Genomic DNA, 21,687 nt, shown 5'->3' on the forward strand with positions numbered 1-21,687 from the left:
CTCCGATCAGATCTCTTTATCCATCGCCCCTTTGCGCAGTACGTTCTCCATGCGATCGGACAGCACGACCCACAGCGGCACTAGGGCGTTAACCATAATCTGCCGGACAACCTGCGCGGTGACCACGATTTCCAGATGGGTGTTGAGGGTTTTGGCCAGGACAATCATTTCCGCCGCGCCGCCGGGAGCGGTGCTGAGGATGGCGGTTTGCCAATCCACATCCGCCACCAGGCGGAACAAGGCGGCGATAGCCACCGCAAACAGCAGCAACAGGACTATGGAAAACAGGCCGATAATCAGATCCCGCAGCTTGATGAAGAATAAGCGTGAAATGATGCCGTGGCCGATGGTGACACCCAGTAATATTTGAGCAATATGGGACAGTAAGGACGGCATCGTGATACTTAACTGGCCGGGCATAAGATTATTGACGATGATGGCCAACAGCATCGGGCCAATTAACGACGGCGACGCGATATGTAATTTTTTTCCCATATAATAGCCGGCCATGGCAAACAATAATATCAATACGGTGCTGAAAATATCATGTCCGCTATGGCTTTCGCCATGAATTGCCGGAATGGCGTCAATATCGATATGCAGAAGATTGCGCAGCAGAAAAGGAATAAACACCACCACGGATAATATCCGTACCGACTGTAGTATCGCCACCAGTTCGGCATTGGCGCCATACTCTTTGGCCAGGTTGGCCATGATGCCGATCCCTCCCGGCAGGGTGGAAAAGAATGTCGTTTTGACGGTTTGCCGGGTGGAAATGAGAGAATAGAGTACCGCCAGGACAAAAGAGGAAATGAGGGAGATGACCATCATGAAAAAGATATCGAAAAAAAACCAGCCCAGTCGGCCGATATCGCTGAAATGCAGCAAGCAGCCGATTCCTCCGCCAAGAATGGCCTGTCCCGCCTGGCGCATATTGCCTATATACAATTTCCCGCTTAAGGTCATTGCCGGCATTAAAAAATAGGATGTCAACGCCGCGCCGCACACCCCGCCGAACATCCAGCCCAATTTGAAATCAACGGCTTCCAGCGCGGCGCCTATTAATGCGGATAACAGCAGCATCATGCTTAAATAAGCAAAACGATGGGATGTCTGGGGTATCGTCATATTAACCATTTATAGGGAATTCTCTCTAATAATATAAATACAGCATGTGTGGCCGAAACCATTTCACTAAAATATCTTGCCGGCTCAATAGGCCTGGCATCAGGCCTGTTCGATAATAAAACTGTATAAAAAAGATAATCCGCTGAAAAAAATCAATGCCTCAATAATATAGGTATGGATTTTGACGTGCAGATGGCCCAGCAGCCACCGGGCCAGGTAGGTTCCGGGTATCATGCAGAAACCGATTAACAGGCCATATAATAAATAGCGCGTGCTGAGCAATGAAAAAAGCAGGAAAAATACCACTTTGAAAATATTGGTGGCCATGCCGATGCAGGCATCGGTGCCGATGACGCCGCCCCCTACCAGGCCGATACCCAGCAGGATGGGCAGTAATACCACGCCGCCGCCGGGCAGCGCGCCGGAAATAAAGCCGAATAAAACCGACATCATGATGATCATGGCGGGGGTGGGGACGATTTGTTTATGGGCCATATAGCGCCGTAGCGGCAGGATTACCAGCAGGAACAGGCCGATAATCAGTTCGAGCATGTGCTGGGAGAGTATCTTGTAAAGATAGGTTCCCAGCAGCAGGCTCGGCAGGGCGGGAATCATGATCTGCAGGAGGGTATGGGTCTGGATATCCTTTCGGTAGACCCACATCCTGGAGAGATTGCCGAACGTCATGGCCACGGCCATCACCGGCACCACCGCTTTGATGCCGATCACCGGCGTCATGGCGGGCGTCATGATAAGGCTGGCGCCAAAACTGCTGATGCCGCCCAGAATCGCGGAAAAGAACGCTACCCCACCCAGGAAAAAATACTGCAACGGTCCGTTGGACGACAGGTCCATGGAAGACATCAGCATTGAACAATGCCCCTTATTATCTATCGGCAATGTGTTCTTCCACCAAAAGCGCCGCGGCAAACAGCGCTTCGTCTTCGAAACGCCGTCCCACCAGCTGAATAGCGAACGGCATGCCTGACGGGCCGAATCCGGCAGGCAGGGTGATGCAGGGCGTATATAACAGCGTCCAGAGGGAGTTGAAAACGGCTGTACCGGTATCATCCAGCCCTATGGGGGCTTCATTGGCGGTTGATAACGTTAATATAACATCAATATTTTCCATATATTGGTGGATAAATGTGCGTAATGTCTCGGCCTCGCGCTGGGCGGCGATATATTGCTCAAGGGTGATGTTTTCACCATCCCTGATGCGGCCCTGGTATAGCTTGGCGCTGAGCTGGTGGCGATGCACGGTTTTTTCAAACGCCAGGTTGCGCGCCGATTCGAAATTGGCGATGGTGCTGTGGATCCTGAGCCAGCCGTTAAAATCGGCGGGCAGCGCCGGTTCACTGAGGTGATGGCCTTGCTTCGCCAGCAGGGCAGCGCACTCCTCTGCCCGCCGGCGGACGGCGGGGTCGGCCTGCTCCCATTCCGGCGGACGGCAAAAGGCGATGCGCAGGGGACGTTCCGGTAGGGGGGCAGGCCGGTAGTCCGTGCCGATAAGCACGGTGCGCAGCAGTTCGGCGTCACGTACGTTTCTGGCGCACAGTCCCAGGGTATCCAGCGATCCGGACTGCTGTTTTACCCCCACCCGGGTGAATTCGCCGAAGGTGGGTTTGTAGCCGACAATGCCGCAGTAGCCGGCGGGACGAATGACCGATCCGCTGGTTTGCGTGCCCAGGGCCAGCGGGACCTGATAATCCGCTACCGCCGCGGCGGAGCCGGAGGATGAGCCTCCCGGCGTGCGTCGGCGGTCATGGGGATTCATGGTTGGCCCCGGTTCACGGTTGGCGAATTCGGTGGTGACGGTTTTGCCCAGGAGTATGCCGCCGGCGTTGCGGATCATCGCGACGCTGCCGGCATCCATGGAAGGGAAGTAGTGGGGATAAACCGGCGAGTTGAACGCGGTCCGCATGCCCCGCACGTCGATAATGTCTTTTACGCCCACCGGGATGCCGTGCAATAGCCCTTTGGATGCGGATCTGTCCGCCTGGCGGGCCTGTGCCAGCGCCTGTTCACGATCCAGATAGGCCCAGGCGCGGACATCGCTGTCCCGCTGTTCTACCCGCTCAAGGCAGGCGGCCACCAGGGTTTCGCTGGTCAGGCTGCCCCGAGACATGGCGGCAAGGGCTTCCGTTACGGACATGCCGGCGGCTGACTGCGCCGGAGGAATGGATGAAGCGGGGTTGTTTTTCATAATGTCCCTTGAATTACGACCATAAGCCGGCGACGGAAGAGGCGACGTTTAACAGATGCTGGTCGGTGTATTTTCGGCCCACCAGCTGGACGCCTACGGGCAAGCCCAGCGGTCCGGTGAAATGAGGCAGCGTGATGGCGGGGGTGTATAGGAACGTCCAAAGGAAATTGAACACCACGTTGCCGGTAAAAGCGATGCCGCGGGGGGCTTCCCCCTGGGCGCTGGGGGTGAGGAGGGCGTCAACGCGCCGCTCGGCGAACCACCGGTCCAGCCAGCTCCGGCAGCGCTCCCCCAGCATAATGGCCTCACGGAACATCTCAAGGGTGGTCTGTTCGCCGAGAACCACCCTTTGCGTGATGAAATCATCGCTCACCAGTTCCCGGAACCGGCGCAGCTCATCGGCATAGTTACGCAGGATTTCAAAGGCGCAGATCTGCCGGTGGGCTTCCTCCAGCCCGGCGAACTCCCCGGGCAGCACCAGTTCGGTAACCGTTGCCCCGGCGGACGCCAGCAGTTCGGCGGTCTGTTCCAGGGCGCGGCGGGACTCGTCGGCGGCCCGGTCCCAGTACGGGGTGCGGCACAGGGCAATGGAGAGCGCCGACAGGGGCGGGGTATCAATGGCGATATAGGGCGTTTCGGTGAGAGCCGCCTTGAACAGCGCCAGATCGTCCACGGATCGGGCCATCAGGCCGACGGTATCCAGCGCTTCGGTATTGGTGCGCACCCCGGCGTTGCCGATGAGTTGAAAACTCGGTTTATAGCCATAGACGCCGCAGTAGGACGCCGGGCGAATCACCGAGCCGCCGGTTTGGGTGCCCAGGGCCAGCGGAACGTGAAAATCCGCCACCGCGGCGGCGGAGCCGGAAGAGGACCCTCCCGGCGTATGTTCGAGATCAAGGGGATTGCGGGTGGGTCCGGCGTGGCGGTTGGCAAACTCGGTGGTCACGGTTTTGCCCAGCACAACGCCGCCGGCGGCCCGGGAAAGGGCTACCGAAGCCCCGTCCCACTGCGGGTGGTGGTGCTGGTAGATGGGGGAGCCGTAGCGGGACGGCATATCATGGGTGTCGATGATATCTTTGACCCCCAGCGGAATGCCGTGCAGCAGGCCGCGGGACGGGCCGGCATCCAGCTGCGCCGCCTGTTTGCGCGCTCCAGCCCGATCGAGAAAGGTCCACGCCCGGACATCGTCTTCCCGCGCGTCGATGCGCTCCAGGCAGGCTTCCAGCAGCCGGCCGGCGGTGAGCGTGCCGGCATCTATCGCCTGCCTGGCCGTGACTGCCGTTAACCGTTCAAAATTGATTTTATCAGCCATGGGTCTGTCTCTTTATGTTAAACCGGCTGCTGCCGGCCCAGGGTATTTTGCCGGTAATGCCCGTATACCGAGCAGCCGGTGAGCAGTTTGGTGTACTCATGTTCGGGACGGAGCAGCACTTTTTCCGCGCTGCCGTTTTCGATAATCTCGCCGTGGTACATTACCGCCACGTCGTCGGCGATTTCCGCCGCCACTCCCAGGTCGTGGGTGACGAACAGGATTGACATGCCGAACTGTTGCTGGATTTGCCGCAACAGCAGCAGAACCTGCACCTGCACCGTGGCGTCAAGGGCCGTGGTGGGCTCGTCCGCCAGCAGCAGCTTCGGCTCACAGGAAACCGCCATGGCTATCATGACCCGCTGGCGCAGGCCGCCGGACAGCTCCGAGGGATAAGACCGCAGCCGTCGTTCGGCGGAAGGGATCTGCACCAGATCGAATAAATCCTTTACCTTGGCGAGGGCATCCTTACGGTTGATGCCTTTGTGTTTCATCAGCATTTCGGCGATTTGATCGCCGACCCGAAACACCGGATCGAGAGCGGTCATCGGCTCCTGGAAGATAAACCCGACGTCGCGGCCGCGTATTTGCGCCTGCTGCGCGGGGTTCATGGCCACCACATCCCGGCCGTTGAGCATGATACGGCCGCTGACCCGGGTGGTTTTCTGCGGCAACAGCCCCAGAATGGATCGCAGAGTGACGCTTTTGCCCGATCCGGATTCCCCCAGCAGGGTCAGGACCCGGCCGTGGCCGATGCGCAGATTGATATTGCGCACGATGGACCGCCACTGGCCGCCGGTATGGAAAGCGATATTGAGCTGCTCCAGCGCCAGCAGGTCCGCCCCGTTGCCGGTCGGGCTGTTTGCCGCCGTGCCCATAGGTTTGGTCGCGTTATCAGTGGCAGCGCCCGCGCCCGTTTTGGCGGTGATATCGGTCATGATGTGGTCTCCTTGCCGCCGGCGGCCAGGCTGTGGCCGGAATCCGGCACGTGGATCCAGCATGCCACCCGATGGTCCGGATGGGATCCCGGGTTGGCCTGCAGATGGGGAGTTTTGGCCGAACAGACCCCTTCGGCAAAAGCGCAGCGGGTATGGAACCGGCAGTGCCTGGGAGGATTGATGGGGTCGGGGGGATCGCCGGTGAGGGGCGGCGCGGCGATTTTTTCCCGCGGGTCCGGCGAGGGCTTGGAGGCCAGCAGGGCACGGGTATAAGGATGGGCGGCGGAGGAGAACAGCGTATCCGACGGGGCGGACTCCACGATTTGCCCCAGGTACATTACTACCACCCGATCCGAGATATAGCGCACCACATTGAGATCGTGGGAAATGAAGATATAGGTCAGGCCGAGGCTTTCCCGCAGCTCCACCAGCAGGTTCAGCACCTGCGCCTCGACGGACTTGTCCAGTGCGGACACCGGTTCGTCCAGCAGCAGCAGACGGGGACGCAGGGCGATGGCCCGGGCGATATTAATCCGCTGGCGCTGGCCGCCCGACAGCTCGATGGGATAGCGATCGGCAAACTCGGCCGCCGGCATGCCCACCGCATCCATCAGACGGCCGGCGTAATCCACGGCGACGGCCCGATCAATGCCATGGGCCAGCAGCCCGAAGGCCAGGGTATCCACTACCGACATGCGCGGGTTCAGGGAGGAGTGGCTGTCCTGGAACACCATCTGTACCGCGCGTCTGGCTTCGGCGCTGATTTTCTTGCCCGGTTGCCAGAAGGTTTCGCCGTCCAGGCTTATCTCCCCGGCGTCCGCCTGCATCATGCCGGTGATAAGCCGGGCCGTGGTGGATTTACCGCAGCCCGACTCCCCGACAATCCCTAAGGTTTCACCCTTGAGCACCTCGAACGACAGGCCGTCCACCGCGCGCACCTGCTGGCGGCTGCCCAGCCAGCCGTCCTTGAAACGGAAATGCTTGCGCAGCCCGGACACCCTCAGCAGCGGCTGCGCCGGTCCGCCTTTATCAGTAATGGGCGGCAGCGGCGAGTCGTTATAAATCACCTTGTTCATCGACGGATCTCCATGGCTTTGCGCACGCCATCGCTGATGACGTTGAAACAAATCGAGCAGAGAAAGATCATGACGCCGGGCATGGCCGCCACGGCCGGATTGACATAAATCGACTGCCGCAGCGACGAGAGCATCAGGCCCCAGTCGGCGGTGGGCGGGCTGACCCCGAGGCCGAGGAAGCTCAATCCCGAGGCGGTGATGATCGAGATACTGATCTGGCTGGAGGCGAACACGATAATCGGCCCGGCGACATTGCTCAGCACATGCTGCCGGATGATGCGCCAGGTGGAGGCGCCGGACAGCATGGCCGCCATGACGAATTCATAGCCCCGCACCTGGGTGGTGACGCTTTCGGAAATACGGGTGATGGGGGGAATGAAAATCAGCGACAGGGATAAAATCGCGTTCAGCAGCCCCGGCCCCAGTGCGCCGGAAATGGCCACCGCCAGCAGGACGGAGGGGAAAGCATAGAAGATATCCATGCTGCGCATGATGGCGGTATTGACCCGGCCGCCGGCGTAACCGGCCAGGATACCGAGAAAGCCGCCGGCCAGCAGGCCGATCATCACCGGCATAAAAGCCATCAGCAGCGATACCCGTCCGCCGTAAATCAGGCGCGACAGCAGGTCGCGGCCCAATTCGTCGCCCCCCAGCAGCCGGTGAGAAGTGCCCATGTCCGCCATCCTCATCAGGATACTGGTGGCATAGGGATCCTCGGGGGCTATCCAGTTGGCGCCGATACAGGAGACCAGGATAATCAGCAGCACCAGGGATGCCGCCAGGGAAACCGGCTGATGAAGGAAGCGGCGCAAGACCCGGGCGCTGTAGCTTCCCGCCTTGGGCCGCCGAACGGCCGGCGCGGTCAGGGTCACTGAAACCTGCTTTATCATCCGATCCTCCTCAGGCGCGGATCGGCCCAGCTTTGCAGCAGGTCGACCAGCAAATTCAGCAGTACAAAGGAAATGGACAGTACCAGCATGGTGCCCTGCAGCAGAGGCAGGTCGCGCTGGAAAATGGCGGTGGCCATCAAAAAGCCGGTGCCGGGCCAGGCGAAAACCGTTTCCACCAGGACCGATCCCCCCAGCATATGGCCGATTTGCAAGCCCATTACCGCCATGGAACCGGGCAATACGTTACGGATCACATGCCAGAAGATACGGGAGCGGGTGAGTCCTTTCGACCATAGGGTGGTGATGAATTCCTGATCCATCACTTCGGCGACGTTGGCCCGTACCGTGCGGGCAATCACCGAAATGGGAATGGCGGCCATGGTCACCGTGGGCAGGATCATATGCTGAACATGTACCCAGTCCAGCCGCCACTCATTCGGCCCCATGCCCAACGGCGGCAGCCACATATGGTTTACCGAGAAAATGATCACCAGCACGATGGCCAGCCAGTAGTGGGGCACGCTGACCCCCGCCAGGGTAAAAAAGCTGATGGCATGATCGGGCAGGCGATCCCGCCACACGCCGGCGGCGATCCCTAAGGTAAACCCCAGAACGCAGCTCAGCAAACCGGCGCTTACCGCCAGCACCAGGGTGTTTTTCACCGCGGTCATGGTCTCCGTCGCCACCGGCCGGCCGGAGCCCAGCGACATGCCCAGGTTGCCCCGAAGGGCGTTGCCCAGCCAATAGAAGTATTGCACCGGCAACGGTTTATCCAGCCCGTACTCATGGCGGATCTGATCCACCAGTTCCTGCGACGCCTCATCCGGCACCAGGGCGTTTATGGCATCCCCCGGCGCCAGGTGCACCAGGGAAAACACCACTATCGTGACCGCCAGCGAAATGGGGATGGCGTACAGGAGACGACGAATAACATACGACAACATGGCTGCGCCTCGTTACTGCTTCATTGATACCGGTGAATAATCGGAATACCAGCTCTGCGCATGGACATAACCCTGTACATTGGGCGACATGGCGCGGGAACCCACATCATGTACCACCCAGATGAAGTAGGCCTGATCCACGAAGCGGGTATGGATTTGCGCCAGCAGCTTGTCCTGTTTCGCCGGATCGAATTCACCCTGCACCTGCCGGATGAGCGGCGTAATCACCGGATCGTTGATGCCGCCCCAGTTGGTGCCTTCCGGCGGGACTTCTTTCGGATCCAGGTAGCGAATCAGGGCATAATAAGGGTCGGTGGTGGACCAGCTGTTATTGATGCCGTCGATGCCTTTGTTTTCAGGCGCCGCGGCCCCGCCTCTTCTGCGGCCGCGCAGGGCCTCCCACTCAAAGACATCAAACTGCAGATCGACGCCGATTTTGCGCATGTCTTCCTGGATGAATTCATTCATCATCAGCGGATACATTTGGCCGGAACCGGAGGTGGAAATGGCGATTTTCAGCTTCAGCGGATGGTCCGGGCCGTAACCGGCTTCTTTCAACAGGCGCTTGGCTTCTTCCGGGTCATACTTGATCTTGAAGCTGGGATTGCCGTACCAGGGATTGCCTTCGGCCATTTGGGCGGTGGCGGGGGTGGCGAGACCATGCAGCAACTGCACCATGCCGTCGCGATCGATGCCGAGGTTAACGGCTTTACGTACCCGGATATCGGCGAACGGGGAACCGGGCAGCACGCTGACCGTATAAGGCCAGACATGGGGAATGGTATTGGTGGAGATCACCATGCCGGATTTTTTCAGGCGGTCCACGGTATCCGGCGCCGGGCTTTCGATCCAGTCCACGGTACCGGACAGCAGGGCGGCGGTGCGGGCGGACGGCTCGGGAATCGGCAACAGGACCAGCCGGTCAAGCTTGGGTTCGCGGGCCTTATCCCAGTAATCCTTGTTCGGCACCAGATCGGCTTCCTGGTGCGGTATCAGCTTATCCAGCTTCCAGGGACCGGTGCCCGACGGGTGCTGGCGGAACTGCGGCCAGCTTTTGCCCATTTTTTCCCACTGCGCCGGCGAGGCAATCAACAGCCGGGTCATCTGGTAAGGGAAAAACGCATCGACCTTTTTGGTTTCGATTTCAATCTTGTAGTCATCCAGCTTCTTCCAGCTTTTAACGTCATTGATATAAGGCACCATCTGCTTTTGTATCGACACGTCATAGGCGGGAAAATCTTTATTGAACACCCGTTCCAGGTTAAAAATTACCGCATCGGCGTTAAAATCCGATCCGTCATGAAATTTCACGCCCTTTCTTAATTCAAAAATCCAGTGTGAATTATCCTCCGGCGAGATATACCATTTGGTGGCCAAACCCGGCCGCAGCACCGAGGCGGCGTCGCTTTTGGACAGATCCCATTCAATCAGCGGATCGAATACGGTGTATCCCCCGAAGGACACGCCTTCGGTGCCCTGATCCGGCGCGCCGTCCATTACCGGGATATCCGCCAGCGTCATGGCGATCCTGAGCGTCCCGGCGGCCTGGGCCCATTGCGAACATATCAACATCGCGCCCATCAATGAAAAAGGCAGCAATTTTTTCAATGACATAATCAATCCTCATGGTAAGGGAGTGTGAGTTTGTGGGTATCCGCCGTCAGGGACAGCGACTTATAGTTTTAATACTATATAGTTTATACTGTACTTTTTTAGACGGTACAAGATGCTGGGTACGGATAAAATAGCGGCAAATATTGGATGTTTATATCGTGGACGCCCGGTTGAAGACGGGGAAAAAGAGAGGCTAAAATCGTATTAATTTGTTGAAATTAAATAGTTTTTTGTTGTTCGGCGGCGTTTTGAGCAAAAGGGCGGCCATTTAGCGAACCGTAATTTCCTCCGGCGGAGGGGGATGGGTGATAGCAAAAACGTATGGTTGGCGGATTCGGCGGCAAAGAAGTCGCCGTTTATGCCGTGCCGGATCCGTCTTAGAACGGACCCAGGCTTATGGTGTTATTTAACTATCGTTATCTCAAATTGTGCGTTAACAGTCATGACCCCAACTGTTAGTCTATTTTTGCCGGGCATTTAAATTAAGCGTTAACGGCTGAAAATAATCCCGAAATGTTTTGTCCACCTAAAAGAAAATGCTGAAAAGGCGCGATAAATAATGATGCCTTTCACCTTACGGATCAGGAGAATAATATGGCCGCTTCGCGCATCGTTCATCTCGCACTTAAAGTTGATGATCTTGATTATGCCACCAAATTTTATGAACAGGTGTTCGGTTTTAAACAAATCAAAACGGAACATAAGCGCCAGCATACCTCCCGGCATCTGACAGACGGGCATATTGATTTTACGCTGGTGCAGTACGATAACGAGGATCACGAAGAGGCATTGCTCTCCGGGCCGGGGCCGCGTCTGCATCATTACGGCGTATCGGTGGATGATCAGGACGAAATAGCGGAAAAGATCAGGGCGCTGGGGGGCGAAATCCTTTCACCGCCGGGTTCCGGGGCGCTGAAGTTCCGGGCGCCCGACGGCACCATAGCCGAAATAGTAAAAGAAGGGCGTTATTCCATCGAATGAGTTCCGATCAAATATAAATCTGTGTATCAGATTTTTAGCAAAGGCATTCTTATTATGGCGTTTACAGTCGTGAAAAATATCCTGCTGGGGACCGCACTATTGTTTTCATTATCATCCGCGGCGTTGGCGGCGGATAATCTGAAATTAACCGGCGGCGTGTATGAACAGTTATATACCTCTGCCATTGCCAATAATGAAAAAGAAGTTATTTTTTATTCTCCGGCCAGTCGCGAGGAATCAAAGCTGCTCAGCGAGTTATGGAAAACCAATTTTCCCAAGATTCATCTGACCATCGTCGGCAAAAAGGCGCCGGACCTGATTACCCAGATAGAAGCGGAACGCGCGGCGAAGCAATACCGTGCCGACGTGACCGCCATGAGCCAGCCTTATGTCGCTGTTTTATGGAAACAAAAGGGGTATTACCTGCCCTATAAGGTCTCCACCTTCGATAAGCTGAGTCCGGATTATGCTGATACCGACGGCGCCTATTATTCCATCGGCGTGTTTTTGCTGCCCGCCGCCTATAACAGCCGCGCTGTGCCGGATAAAGCCAATCTGCCCCATTCGCTGGCGGATTTTCTCGATCCAAAATGGAAAGGAAAAATCGTTCTGGCGGATCCTTCCACCGCCGGCAATAGCCTGACCTTCTTTTTAGCCCTGCTGCAAACCGGCAAAATCGACTGGTCTTATATGGAAAAGCTGGCCAAACAGGACGTGCTTTTCGTGCGCGGCAATCCCGAAGCGGCGCGGATACTGGCTTCCGGCGAGCGCAGCGTGTCCCCGATGGTATCTTCCTTTAATGTCATGACCTCCAAAGAGCAGGGTCAGGCCATCGATCTTTACAACCTGGACGAAGGGACGCTGGTGACACAGCAGCCAAGCGGCATCATGTCCAATCCGCCCCATCCGACGGCGGCCAAGCTGCTGATGGAAGTTCTCACCAGCGCCCAGGGCCAGGAATTGCGTGCCGAAGCCGGTAAATTCTGGCCTACCAATGCCGATGCCGGCTCGGTGGACGGCCTGCCCAAGCTGGCGGACTTCAAGCCTTATAACGTTGATCTTTCCAAACTGTCCGATGAGAAGACCACGCAGGATTTCCTGGCCCGTTTTAATAAAATTTTCGGTCGCGAGTAATATGATGGCTATTGATAATTCCGTTCCACGTCCGGCCCGTCTGGAGCTTATCGGCCTGAGAAAACAGCTGGGGGATACCCCTGTGGTTGACGGGGTCGACCTGAGGGTAAACGAAGGGGAGAGCCTGGTATTGCTGGGGCCGAGCGGCTGCGGCAAGACCACCACCCTGCGGATGGTGGCCGGTTTTATCGAGCCCGACGGCGGGGAGATCCATCTTTCCGGTCTGCTTGCTTCCGGGCGCGGCGCCTTTGTGCCGGTGGAGCGCCGCCAACTGGGCATGGTGTTCCAGAACTATGCCGTCTGGCCGCACAAAACCGTTTATGACAACGTGGCGTTCAGCCTCTCCATCGCCGGCGACAACCGGGCCGCCATCCGGCGCAAAGTTGACGACGTGCTGAAACTTGTTCATCTGGACGGCCTGGCCCAGCGTTATCCCGGCGATCTGAGCGGCGGCCAGCAGCAGCGGGTGGCGCTGGCGCGGGCCATTATCGCTGAGCCGAGCCTGCTGTTATTCGATGAGCCGCTGTCCAACCTGGATGCCGGTTTACGGGAAGAGATGCGTTTTGAGCTTAAGCGCCTGCATAGCCAAAACGGCATCACCATGTTTTATGTCACCCACGATCAGGAAGAAGCCTTGGTGATAGCGGACCGGATTGCTGTCATGAACAAGGGACGTATCGAACAGTGCGACGTGCCGGAAGCCATTTACCGACGGCCCCGCTCGCGCTTTGTCGCCTCCTTTGTCGGCACCACCAATCTTATTGAGGGCACGGTGGCGGGACTGGATGCCAATACCCGCCGCCTGCTGGTTCAGTCCGCCCTCGGGGAGCCTTTCTGGGCCGCCGCGTCGGATCAGGTCATTGCCACCTGCCGCACCGGCGACGGGGTGGCGGTATCGGTACGGCCGGAGAATGTCTCTTTCGATCCGGACGCCGCGGGCGGCATGCGCGGCCGGATTATCGATTCCGCGTTTCTGGGCAGCCGCTACGACCTGGTGATTGACGTGGCGGGCCATCCGTTGCGGGTGCAAACGCCGCGGCAATGGTCCGGCTCGGTTGCCAACGGCGTGACCGTTTCCTTCCATCCCGATGAGGCCTGGGTAATACCATGATGAAATCGAGCACCGCGCCGGCGCCGAAACAGATGCGCCCCTATGCCGGATCCGCGACCCTGGCGCAAAAGGTCACCGGCCGGTGGCGCCGGGTGGCGGCGGAGCCGGGAAAAATCATCATTCTCACCGCCGCGCTGCTGGTGCTGGGCGCGCTGATACTTTATCCCATGGCGAGGCTGGTGCTGCTGGGCCTTGCCGGCGATAGCGGCGCGGGCGCCCTGCGGCCGTTGATAAACGCGTTTTCCGACCCGGGCATGGTGAAGGCGGTGGGGAATTCAGCATTACTGGCGATAAGCGTTACCGGCGGATCGCTGGCCCTGGGGCTGCCCATGGCCTGGCTGGTGTCGCGCACCGATATGCCGGGCAAAGCCTTGATCCGCATCAGCGCCGCCATTGCTTTTGTGGTGCCCTCGTTTATCACCGTTATCGCCTGGATTTTCCTGGCGGCGCCGAATTCCGGCTACCTGAACAAGCTGCTTAACGGGCTGTTGGGCACCACCACGCCGTTTTTCAATGTCATCAGCTTTAGCGGACTGGTGTTTATCGAGATAGCCCATTTGTATCCCCTGGTGTTTTTCACCGTCTGCGCCGCGCTGGTGAACATCGATCCCGGCTATGAACAGGCCGCCCGCGTGCTGGGGGCCGGACGGGTGCGTACCGCCCTGCATGTGACCCTGCCGCTGGTGAGGCCGGCGGTATTATCCAGCGCCATCCTGGTGATACTGGACGCCCTGTCATCCTTCGGCGCGCCGGCGGCTATCGGCACCATGGCGAATTTCTCGGTTATCACCACCAAAATCTACAAGCTGCTGACGTTCCCGCCCCATTTCGAACAGGCGGCGGCGCTGGCGTTTCCCATTGTGGTCTTCACCCTGGCGAGCCTGCTGCTGCAACGCCTGCTGATTCGGGATATCCGCTACCGCACCCTCTCCGGCAAGGCCGGGGCAAAGGCCCTGCCGGTGCGCCTCGGCCGGGGACGCTGGGCGGCGGCGGCCTTTTGCGGTACGGTATTTTTTGTTACCGCGTTTTTACCGCTGGCGGCCCTGGTGCTGCTGTCATTATTAACGGCGTTTGGCGACGATGTGACCTTTGCCAACCTGACGCTGGATCATTTCGCGATGATCGTGGATTCCACCTTCGGCGTGTTCGATACCGTTAAACACAGCCTGTTCCTGTCCGCCGGGGCGGCGTTTATCTGCGTTATCCTCGGCGTGCTGTTCGCCTGGTTTGTGGAGCGGACGACCATTATCGGCCGGGGTCTGGTGAGCGCGACGATTTTCATCGCGTACGGCTTTCCGGCCATTACCTTCGCGGTGGCCATCATGCTCGGCTATCTCAACTGGTTCTACGGCACCTTCACCATCTTGTTGATTGCCTATGTCGCCAAGCAATTGCCCATTTCCTTCGTGCTGTCCCGGTCGGTGCTTAAGCAGATTGCCCCGGAACTGGAGGAGGCCGCCCGGGTGGCCGGCGCCGGCTGGCTGCGTACGCTTACCGCCGTGACCCTGCCGCTGCTGAAGCCGAGCATGTGGGCCGGGGCGCTGCTGGTGTTTGCATTTGGCCTGCGGGAGTTGACCATGTCGGCCATTTTGGCGCAGCCGGCCACCCAGGTGATGTCCACCAAAGTGATTGAATATCTGGAAACCGGCGAGGTGGAGCAGGCGGCGGCGATGGCGCTGATTATCGTGGTGCTGAGCCTCGCCTCCCTGGTTCTGTATCGCCTGGTGTCCGGCGGAAATTTGATCGATATGAAAAAAGTAACCTCGTGGAGCAAAAAGCATGGGCACGATTGACAACGGGCAGGGCAAGACCCTGGCGGAAAAAATCTGGGATCGCCACCGTATAGTGGATATTGACGGCGAGCAATTGCTCTATTTGGACAATCTGCTGGTGCATGAAGGGTCCAGTCACGCCTTTGAAGCGCTTAACGCCCTCGGCAAGCACGTTTACCGGCCGGATCAGATTATCGCCTGTTCAGATCACTATCTGCCCACCGCCGGTCGGGAGCGGGGAGTGGAGGGTATCGCCGATCCGGCCATCCGCAACATGATCCTCAGGCTCGGCGAGAATGTCCGCCGCCACGGCATCCGTTATTTCGGACCCGAGGATCCCAACCAGGGCATTTTGCATGTGGTGGCGCCGGAGCAGGGTATAACCCAGCCCGGCCTGCTTATCGGCGGGGCGGATTCACACACCACCACTCACGGCGCCTTCGGTTGCCTGGCCTTTGGTATCGGCGCCTCGGACGCCCGCCACGTGCTGGCGACCCAGACCCTCTGGCTGCGCCGTCCGAAAACCATGCGGGTACGGCTGGTGGGGGAAGCGGCCCCTTATGTATCCGCCAAGGATATCAATCTGGCGCTTATCGCGCTCCTCGGCGCCGGGGGCGCCCTCGGACATATTATCGAGTATGCCGGACCGGCGGTGACCCGCATGTCCATGGAACAGCGCATGACGCTGTGCAACATGGCGGTAGAGGCGGGAGGACGGGCCGGTATCGTCGCGCCGGATGAAACCACGTATGCCTATCTGAAGGGCCGGCCCTTTGCCCCCGCCGCAAAGGAGTGGCGGCAGGCCGTGGCCTACTGGCGGACCTTGCCTTCCGACGATAACGCGGTATTCGATAGGGAGGTCACCCTTGATTTACATGAGGTCTCCCCTACGGTCACCTGGGGCACCAGCCCCGAGCATGCGCTGGGCATCGGCGGCCATCTGCCCGACCCGGCCGCCATTGAAGACGGCGACCAGCGTCAGGAGGTTGCGGCGGCTTTGGATTACATGGGCTTGACCGCCGGCGCCCCGCTGACCTCGATAAAAATCGACCGGGTCTTTATCGGTTCCTGCACCAACGGGCGTATCGAGGATCTGCGGGCGGCGGCCGGTATCGCTTTTCGGGGCCGGGTTAAAGTGCCGTCCTGGGTGGTGCCTGGTTCGACGTCGGTGAAGCGGCAGGCTGAGCGGGAAGGGCTGGACAAGATTTTTATCAATGCGGGATTCGAATGGCGCGACGCCGGCTGTTCCCTTTGTACCGCCATCAACGGCGACGTATTGGCGGAGGGGGAACGCTGCGCCTCTACCAGCAACCGTAACTTTCGCGGCCGGCAGGGGGTTAACGGACGTACCCACCTGGTGAGTCCGGTTATGGCCGCCGCCGCGGCCCTCACCGGCTATTTGACCGATGTTCGCTCCTTTGAGGAGACAACCTTATGACCTCATTACTGGCTATCGACAGCATCGGCATTCCCTTTGATGAACCCAATGTGGATACCAATCAGATCTGTCCCACCCGCTTTAACAAGGTACCACGCGGTCCGGCTTTTGCCCGCATCGCCTTTCACGATCGGCGTTTTGACGGGCAGGATAACGAGAAGGATTTTATCCTTAACCGGCCGCCTTATCGGGAGGGCGGCATTATCGTGGCGGATCGCAATTTCGGCTGCGGTTCCTCCCGGGAAACGGCGGTGTATGCGCTGGTGGAATTCGGTATCCGCGCGGTTATTGCGTCCAGCTACGGGGATATCTTTGCCAATAACTGCTATAAGAACCGTTTGCTGCCGGTGGTACTGCCGAACGAAACCTGCATTGCGCTGCGCCATCAGCTGCATGACGATATTGGCGCGCGCCTGCGTATCGATCTTGAACATCAGGTGGTTTGGGATCTGAACGGTGAGGGGTATGCCTTCGAGATCCATCCCCTGCGGAAGAAGAGTTTGATTGAGGGTATTGATGATATCGCTCTGACCCAGGGGTATGCCGAGACCATTGTGGCGTTCGAACAAGAGTACCGGGCCGCCTATCCATGGATTAAGTAGCTCGTGGCGCCCCATCAGCGCGGTCTCCCTTTAACAGGCTCGCTTTGCCCTGGGTGATAGCGGGCTTACCGTGCTGTGGGGCGCTTGACCCGGTATGTCTGTTAACGTTTCGCGGGATCTGGATTTGGCTCGTTCAGCAGCAGTTTCTCCCTGAGGAGAGGCTCAGCCCAGGTTATAAACGTCTGTAGCGGGCGGGAAAGGTGTTTGCGGTGTGGATAGAGTAGCTGGACCGGAAGAGGGCGGGGGCGGTAGGCGGGCATGACTTCAATCAGGTCTCCTGATTCCAGGTGGGTTTGTACGTCATATTGGGGTATCTGAATCATTCCCATACCGGCCAGGCAGCAGGCGATGTAGGCTTCGGCGTTATTGACCGTTATCCGGCCGCGCAGGACGGCGGACTGGTAGCTGCCGTTTTCCGGCCATTCCCAGCTCTCGACCCGGCCCGTGGTGGGGGAGGCATAGTTTACCGCCAGATGGCGGGGCAGATCTGAAGGCGTATCGGGTCTGCCATGCAGGGCGATATAGGCCGGCGCCGCCACATTGATGAATTCCAGGAACCCGAGTTTGCGGGCCACCAGACTTGAGTCGGTCAGTTTTCCCACACGCAAGGCACAGTCTATTCCCTCTTCCGCCAGACTGACATTGCGGTCAGATGCTCCCATTTCCAGCATCATGTGCGGATAGCGGGTAAAGAATTCAGGCAGTGAAGGCGCGATGATCAGCCTGCCAATGCGTCCCGGCACATCAAATCTGATTTTCCCCACAGGCTGGCTATCGTTTTGTCTGAACAGATTTTCCGTTTCTTCCACGTCCGGTATCACTCTCAGGCAGCGTTCATAAAAAGCCCGGCCATCGGAGGTGAGGGAGACGCTGCGGGTGGTGCGGTGAAGCAGGCGCGTTCCTACCCGGGATTCAAGCTCCGCAACCGCAGCGGAAACGGTGGATCTGGGCATGTTCATTACGTCGGCCGCGCGGGTGAAACTGCCGCAGTCCACCACCCGTATAAAAATGCGAAAGAGGTCAATTCTGTCCATAAAAATTACATTGTTCGTGTTTTATGGACAGTATAATCAGAATTGCGGCCTTTATACAGAAAATGCAGGAGCTATTCTCAGGGGGCACCATCTTTGGCTGTTATACCCATAGAGAAGAGGACTGACGTCATGACAGAGCACAGTATCAAAGGCAAATCCGTCATTATTGCCGGCGGCGCGAAAAATCTGGGCGGGCTGATTGCGCGTGATTTTGCCGCGCACGGCGCGAAAGCCATCGCCATACATTACAACAGCGCGGGAAGTAAAGATGACGCCCAAGCCACCGTGGCGGCGATCATGGCCGCCGGGGCGCAGGCTGTGGCCTTTCAGGCCGACCTGACCACGGCCGGCGCCGTGGAAAAGCTCTTTGCGGACGTGACGGCGGCCATCGGCAGGCCGGACATTGCCGTCAATACCGTGGGCAAGGTGCTGAAAAAGCCCCTGTTCGATATCTCGGAAGCGGAGTATGACGAGATGAGCGCGGTGAACGCCAAGTCGGCCTTTTTCTTTCTTAAAGAGGCCGGGAAGCACCTCAATGACAATGGGAAAATCTGTACCCTGGTGACTTCCCTGCTTGGAGCGTTTACGCCTTTTTATGCCGCTTACGCCGGCACCAAGGCGCCGGTGGAGCATTTTACCCGCGCGGCGGCGAAGGAGTTTGGCGAGCGGGGGATTTCCGTCACCGCCATCGGTCCGGGTCCTATGGATACGCCGTTCTTTTATCCGGCTGAAAGCGCCGAGGCGCGGGATTACCATAAGACGGCGGCCGCGCTCTCGCCTTTCAGCAAAACCGGCCTGACGGATATCGCCGATATCGTTCCCTGGATACGTTTTCTGGTGACGGAGGGATGGTGGATGACCGGCCAGACCATTCTGGTGAATGGCGGCTATACCACCAAATAACCTCGGCTGGCGATTAACAAGTTATGTAGCACCGCTTCGCTGCGTTCGACTAATATTGCATCACCTCCCGGGACGGGGGGTGAGGATCAGAGTCAATGCCACTGTAAAAGTTCTGTGTGTTCCTGATGTTTTTAACTCATCCCTGATGAGGTATGGATATGAAATACATCATTTTACTGCTGTTGATTGCTTGTGCGGTCTATGTGCATTATCGCGGTCGGGTGCGTTTTGGTTTTTGGCGCCAGTTGGCGGATCACTCTTCCTTTGTATCGCCGATGAATGTCTTTATGTATCTGTTTTCCGCCATTCCCCTCACGCCTTATCTCAAGCCGGATACGCTGCCGGAGCTGGAAATCCTCAGGAACAACTGGCGGATGATCCGTGACGAGGGGCTGGCGCTGATGGCAATGCGCGAAATCAAGGTGTCCGATAAATATAACGACGCCGGATTTAATTCTTTTTTCAAAACCGGCTGGAAGCGGTTTTACCTGAAATGGTACGAGGACAGCCATCCTTCCGCCAAGGCGTTATGCCCCCGCACCACCGAGCTGCTGCGGACGTTGCCTTCGGTGAAAGCCGCCATGTTCGCCGAACTGCCCGACGGCAGCCGGCTGCCGCGCCATCGCGATCCCTATGCCGGCTCCCTGCGTTATCATCTCGGTCTGATGACGCCCCAGGACGACCGCTGCTTTATCGAGGTAGACGGTAAGCGTTACAGCTGGCGCGACGGGGAGGATGTGCTGTTTGACGAAACCTATATCCACTATGCGGAAAATTCCAGCGGTAAGCAGCGCCTGATCCTGTTTTGCGATATTGAACGGCCCATGCGCTACCGCTGGGCGCAGGCGGTGAATCACTGGCTGGGCCGTCATGTGTTAAGCGCCGGGGCGGCGCCTAACTGGGACAGCGACCGCACCGGCGGCGTCAACAAGGCGTTCAAGTATATCTATGCGGTGCGCAAGGTCGGCAAATACCTGAAGAAGAAAAACCGCGCCGGCTATTACCTGATCAAATGGCTGCTGTTCGGCGGTATCGCAGTGCTGGTTTTCACAAATTTATAATGGTTACAGCGCCACCGTGGACAGCCAGGCGGGGTACTCCAGCATGTCAGCCACGTTTTTCAGTATTCCCTCGCACTGCTCGCGGCTGTTGGGGCCTCCCAGGCACAGGCGCAGCGCGTCGGGGGGATTATTGTCGGTACAGAAGGCGGCGCTGGAGACCGCGCTGACCCCCTGATGGCGCAGTTTCACCGCCACATCCGACGGATTCCAGCCCTGGCGGTGCGGCAGCCGCAGCCAGAGATGGAAACCTTCGGCATCCGCCTGCAGGCTGTAATTGCGCAGCAGTCGGGCGGCCATCCGCTGGCGCAGGACCGCTTCTTCCCGCACCGCCAGCAGCATTTTTTCCGCCGTACCGTCGTTAATCCACTGGGCCGCCAGCGCATTGGTAAACGGGCTGGACATCACCGTCAGCGCCCGCATGGCCCCGGCCAGGTGCTGCCCCTGGCGCACCGTGGGGGCGTGCACCCAGGCAATGCGCAAACCGGCGCCGAAACATTTCGACAGGCCGGTAATATACCAGGTCAGTTCCGGCACCAGCTCCGCCATGGCGGGCAGGGAGGCGGAGGGCAGCATGCCATAGGCGTCGTCTTCGATAATCGGTACGCTGTAGCGCAGGGCCACATCCGCCAGCTTTTCCCGCCGGCGCAGCGGCAGCGTCAGGGTGGTGGGATTATTGATGGTGGGATTGAGATACAGGGCGCGGATTTGCCCGGTCTGGCAGGCGTTTTCAAACGAGCGCGGCATCGGGCCGTCCCCGTCGCACTCCAGGGCGTGCAGGGTGATATCCAACTGGGCGGCGATGGCTTTGAGCCCCGGATACACCAGGCTGCCGACGCAGATTTCTCCGCCCCGGCGCGCCAGCAGGGTCAGCAATCCCACCAGCACGCTGTGAATGCCGGGACATACCAGCAGCCGCTCGGGGGCCACCGCCGGTAAACGGCGCCCCAGCCAGCGGCATCCCGCCTCTTTGTCGTCATGGTTGCCGCCGAAATCGTGATAGCGCAGCAGGGGAAACAGATCTTTGTGGGCAAACAGATTCAGGGCGCCCTGGCGGATTCGCGCCACGAGATCCGGCGAATCCGGTTCCACCGGCAGATTCATGGTCATCTCGTAGCTGCTGCCGTTGCGGGGCGGGATCGACGGCACTTTGCCGCGGATAAAGCTGCCGGTGCCCGGACGGGAATCAATGAGTCCGCGCTTGCGCGCTTCGGCGTAGCCGCGGGTCACCGTGGTGTAATTCAAAGAAAGTTTCACCGCCAGGTCCCGCAGGGGGGGCAGGCGATCCCGCGGCTGGAAATCACCGCTTTCAATGGCGTCATGGATCAAATCGGCAATCAGCAGATAAGCCGGACGCTCCGGTCGTTCATGCATATAGTGCGTCCAACGATCGAATCGTTTCATTGTTTCTCTCCAGGTGGCGGACCTCCACTCTAGCGGATTCATCCGTGCCCATGCAATCATTGATGTAATGATTGTGTTTAATGATTGCATCAGATTGTTTGCAGTGCGTTAGATTGGTGCAATCATAGGTTATACATGCGTTGTC

General features: G+C 58.5%; 19 protein-coding genes. 8 read left to right on the forward strand and 11 right to left on the reverse strand.

What is annotated here, in order from left to right; translation table 11 throughout:
* Nucleotides 1-6: 6 nt before the first annotated feature.
* The 9 genes from ACL2XJ_RS17470 to ACL2XJ_RS17510 all read right to left on the reverse strand — a co-directional run bounded on the left by ACL2XJ_RS17470 (nucleotide 7) and on the right by ACL2XJ_RS17510 (nucleotide 10,105).
* Nucleotides 7-1,137, reverse strand: a complete 1,131-nt coding sequence (locus ACL2XJ_RS17470) for an AbrB family transcriptional regulator (protein WP_132922359.1) — start codon at nucleotides 1,135-1,137, stop codon at nucleotides 7-9.
* Between the two features lie 90 nt (nucleotides 1,138-1,227).
* On the reverse strand, nucleotides 1,228-1,998 hold the full coding sequence (locus ACL2XJ_RS17475) for a sulfite exporter TauE/SafE family protein (protein WP_203522043.1): 771 nt from the start codon (nucleotides 1,996-1,998) through the stop codon (nucleotides 1,228-1,230).
* 16 nt (nucleotides 1,999-2,014) lie between these two features.
* A complete protein-coding gene (locus ACL2XJ_RS17480; protein WP_413723928.1) occupies nucleotides 2,015-3,334 on the reverse strand; it encodes an amidase in 1,320 nt (439 codons plus the stop codon).
* A 13-nt stretch (nucleotides 3,335-3,347) separates the two neighbouring features.
* The gene (locus ACL2XJ_RS17485) at nucleotides 3,348-4,646 is read right to left on the reverse strand and encodes an amidase (protein WP_413723929.1); all 1,299 of its coding nucleotides are present in this window, start codon (nucleotides 4,644-4,646) and stop codon (nucleotides 3,348-3,350) included.
* Nucleotides 4,647-4,663: 17 nt separating this feature from the next.
* Nucleotides 4,664-5,581: an ATP-binding cassette domain-containing protein gene (locus ACL2XJ_RS17490; RefSeq protein WP_413723930.1), complete on the reverse strand. Its 918-nt coding sequence runs from the start codon at nucleotides 5,579-5,581 to the stop codon at nucleotides 4,664-4,666.
* Complete coding sequence (locus ACL2XJ_RS17495; protein ID WP_413723931.1) at nucleotides 5,578-6,657, reverse strand: ABC transporter ATP-binding protein; 1,080 nt, start codon at nucleotides 6,655-6,657, stop codon at nucleotides 5,578-5,580. The genes ACL2XJ_RS17490 and ACL2XJ_RS17495 overlap by 4 nt, the downstream gene beginning before the upstream one ends.
* Nucleotides 6,654-7,547: an ABC transporter permease gene (locus ACL2XJ_RS17500; protein ID WP_203522038.1), complete on the reverse strand. Its 894-nt coding sequence runs from the start codon at nucleotides 7,545-7,547 to the stop codon at nucleotides 6,654-6,656. The genes ACL2XJ_RS17495 and ACL2XJ_RS17500 overlap by 4 nt, the downstream gene beginning before the upstream one ends.
* Nucleotides 7,544-8,491, reverse strand: a complete 948-nt coding sequence (locus tag ACL2XJ_RS17505; protein ID WP_132922354.1) for an ABC transporter permease — start codon at nucleotides 8,489-8,491, stop codon at nucleotides 7,544-7,546. Before ACL2XJ_RS17505 ends, ACL2XJ_RS17500 begins: the two co-directional genes overlap by 4 nt.
* A gap of 12 nt (nucleotides 8,492-8,503) precedes the next feature.
* On the reverse strand, nucleotides 8,504-10,105 hold the full coding sequence (locus ACL2XJ_RS17510) for an ABC transporter substrate-binding protein (RefSeq protein ID WP_413723932.1): 1,602 nt from the start codon (nucleotides 10,103-10,105) through the stop codon (nucleotides 8,504-8,506).
* Between the two features lie 594 nt (nucleotides 10,106-10,699).
* Here ACL2XJ_RS17510 and ACL2XJ_RS17515 point away from each other — a divergent pair.
* The 6 genes from ACL2XJ_RS17515 to leuD are packed head-to-tail and all read left to right on the forward strand — an operon-like array spanning nucleotide 10,700 to nucleotide 17,143.
* Nucleotides 10,700-11,086, forward strand: a complete 387-nt coding sequence (locus tag ACL2XJ_RS17515) for a VOC family protein (protein ID WP_132922353.1) — start codon at nucleotides 10,700-10,702, stop codon at nucleotides 11,084-11,086.
* A gap of 54 nt (nucleotides 11,087-11,140) precedes the next feature.
* Nucleotides 11,141-12,220: an ABC transporter substrate-binding protein gene (locus tag ACL2XJ_RS17520; protein ID WP_165934138.1), complete on the forward strand. Its 1,080-nt coding sequence runs from the start codon at nucleotides 11,141-11,143 to the stop codon at nucleotides 12,218-12,220.
* A 1-nt stretch (nucleotide 12,221) separates the two neighbouring features.
* Nucleotides 12,222-13,331, forward strand: a complete 1,110-nt coding sequence (locus tag ACL2XJ_RS17525) for an ABC transporter ATP-binding protein (protein ID WP_413723933.1) — start codon at nucleotides 12,222-12,224, stop codon at nucleotides 13,329-13,331.
* Nucleotides 13,328-15,124: an ABC transporter permease gene (locus ACL2XJ_RS17530; protein WP_132922350.1), complete on the forward strand. Its 1,797-nt coding sequence runs from the start codon at nucleotides 13,328-13,330 to the stop codon at nucleotides 15,122-15,124. The genes ACL2XJ_RS17525 and ACL2XJ_RS17530 overlap by 4 nt, the downstream gene beginning before the upstream one ends.
* Nucleotides 15,111-16,541 carry a 3-isopropylmalate dehydratase large subunit gene (leuC, locus tag ACL2XJ_RS17535; RefSeq protein ID WP_413723934.1) on the forward strand — a complete coding sequence of 477 codons (1,431 nt, stop codon included), beginning with the start codon at nucleotides 15,111-15,113 and terminating at the stop codon, nucleotides 16,539-16,541. Before ACL2XJ_RS17530 ends, leuC begins: the two co-directional genes overlap by 14 nt.
* Nucleotides 16,538-17,143 carry a 3-isopropylmalate dehydratase small subunit gene (leuD, locus tag ACL2XJ_RS17540; protein WP_413723935.1) on the forward strand — a complete coding sequence of 202 codons (606 nt, stop codon included), beginning with the start codon at nucleotides 16,538-16,540 and terminating at the stop codon, nucleotides 17,141-17,143. The genes leuC and leuD overlap by 4 nt, the downstream gene beginning before the upstream one ends.
* Before the next feature lie 101 nt (nucleotides 17,144-17,244).
* On the opposite strand, the gene ACL2XJ_RS17545 is transcribed toward leuD, so the two are convergent.
* A complete protein-coding gene (locus ACL2XJ_RS17545) occupies nucleotides 17,245-18,177 on the reverse strand; it encodes a LysR family transcriptional regulator (RefSeq protein WP_132922348.1) in 933 nt (310 codons plus the stop codon).
* 129 nt (nucleotides 18,178-18,306) lie between these two features.
* Between ACL2XJ_RS17545 and ACL2XJ_RS17550 the strand changes: the two genes are divergently transcribed.
* Both ACL2XJ_RS17550 and lpxO read left to right on the forward strand, forming a co-directional pair.
* Nucleotides 18,307-19,080, forward strand: a complete 774-nt coding sequence (locus ACL2XJ_RS17550) for an SDR family oxidoreductase (RefSeq protein WP_132922347.1) — start codon at nucleotides 18,307-18,309, stop codon at nucleotides 19,078-19,080.
* Nucleotides 19,081-19,238: 158 nt separating this feature from the next.
* Nucleotides 19,239-20,141 (forward strand): lipid A hydroxylase LpxO, encoded by a 903-nt coding sequence (gene lpxO, locus ACL2XJ_RS17555; protein WP_413723936.1) that lies wholly within the window; start codon nucleotides 19,239-19,241, stop codon nucleotides 20,139-20,141.
* A 3-nt stretch (nucleotides 20,142-20,144) separates the two neighbouring features.
* Here the strand turns inward: lpxO and ACL2XJ_RS17560 are convergent, their stop codons facing one another.
* The gene (locus tag ACL2XJ_RS17560) at nucleotides 20,145-21,542 is read right to left on the reverse strand and encodes a PLP-dependent aminotransferase family protein (protein WP_413723937.1); all 1,398 of its coding nucleotides are present in this window, start codon (nucleotides 21,540-21,542) and stop codon (nucleotides 20,145-20,147) included.
* Nucleotides 21,543-21,687: the final 145 nt, after the last annotated feature.

The sequence above is a fragment of the Sodalis sp. RH16 genome (genome assembly GCF_047324245.1).
Lineage (GTDB): Bacteria > Pseudomonadota > Gammaproteobacteria > Enterobacterales > Enterobacteriaceae > Acerihabitans > Acerihabitans ligni.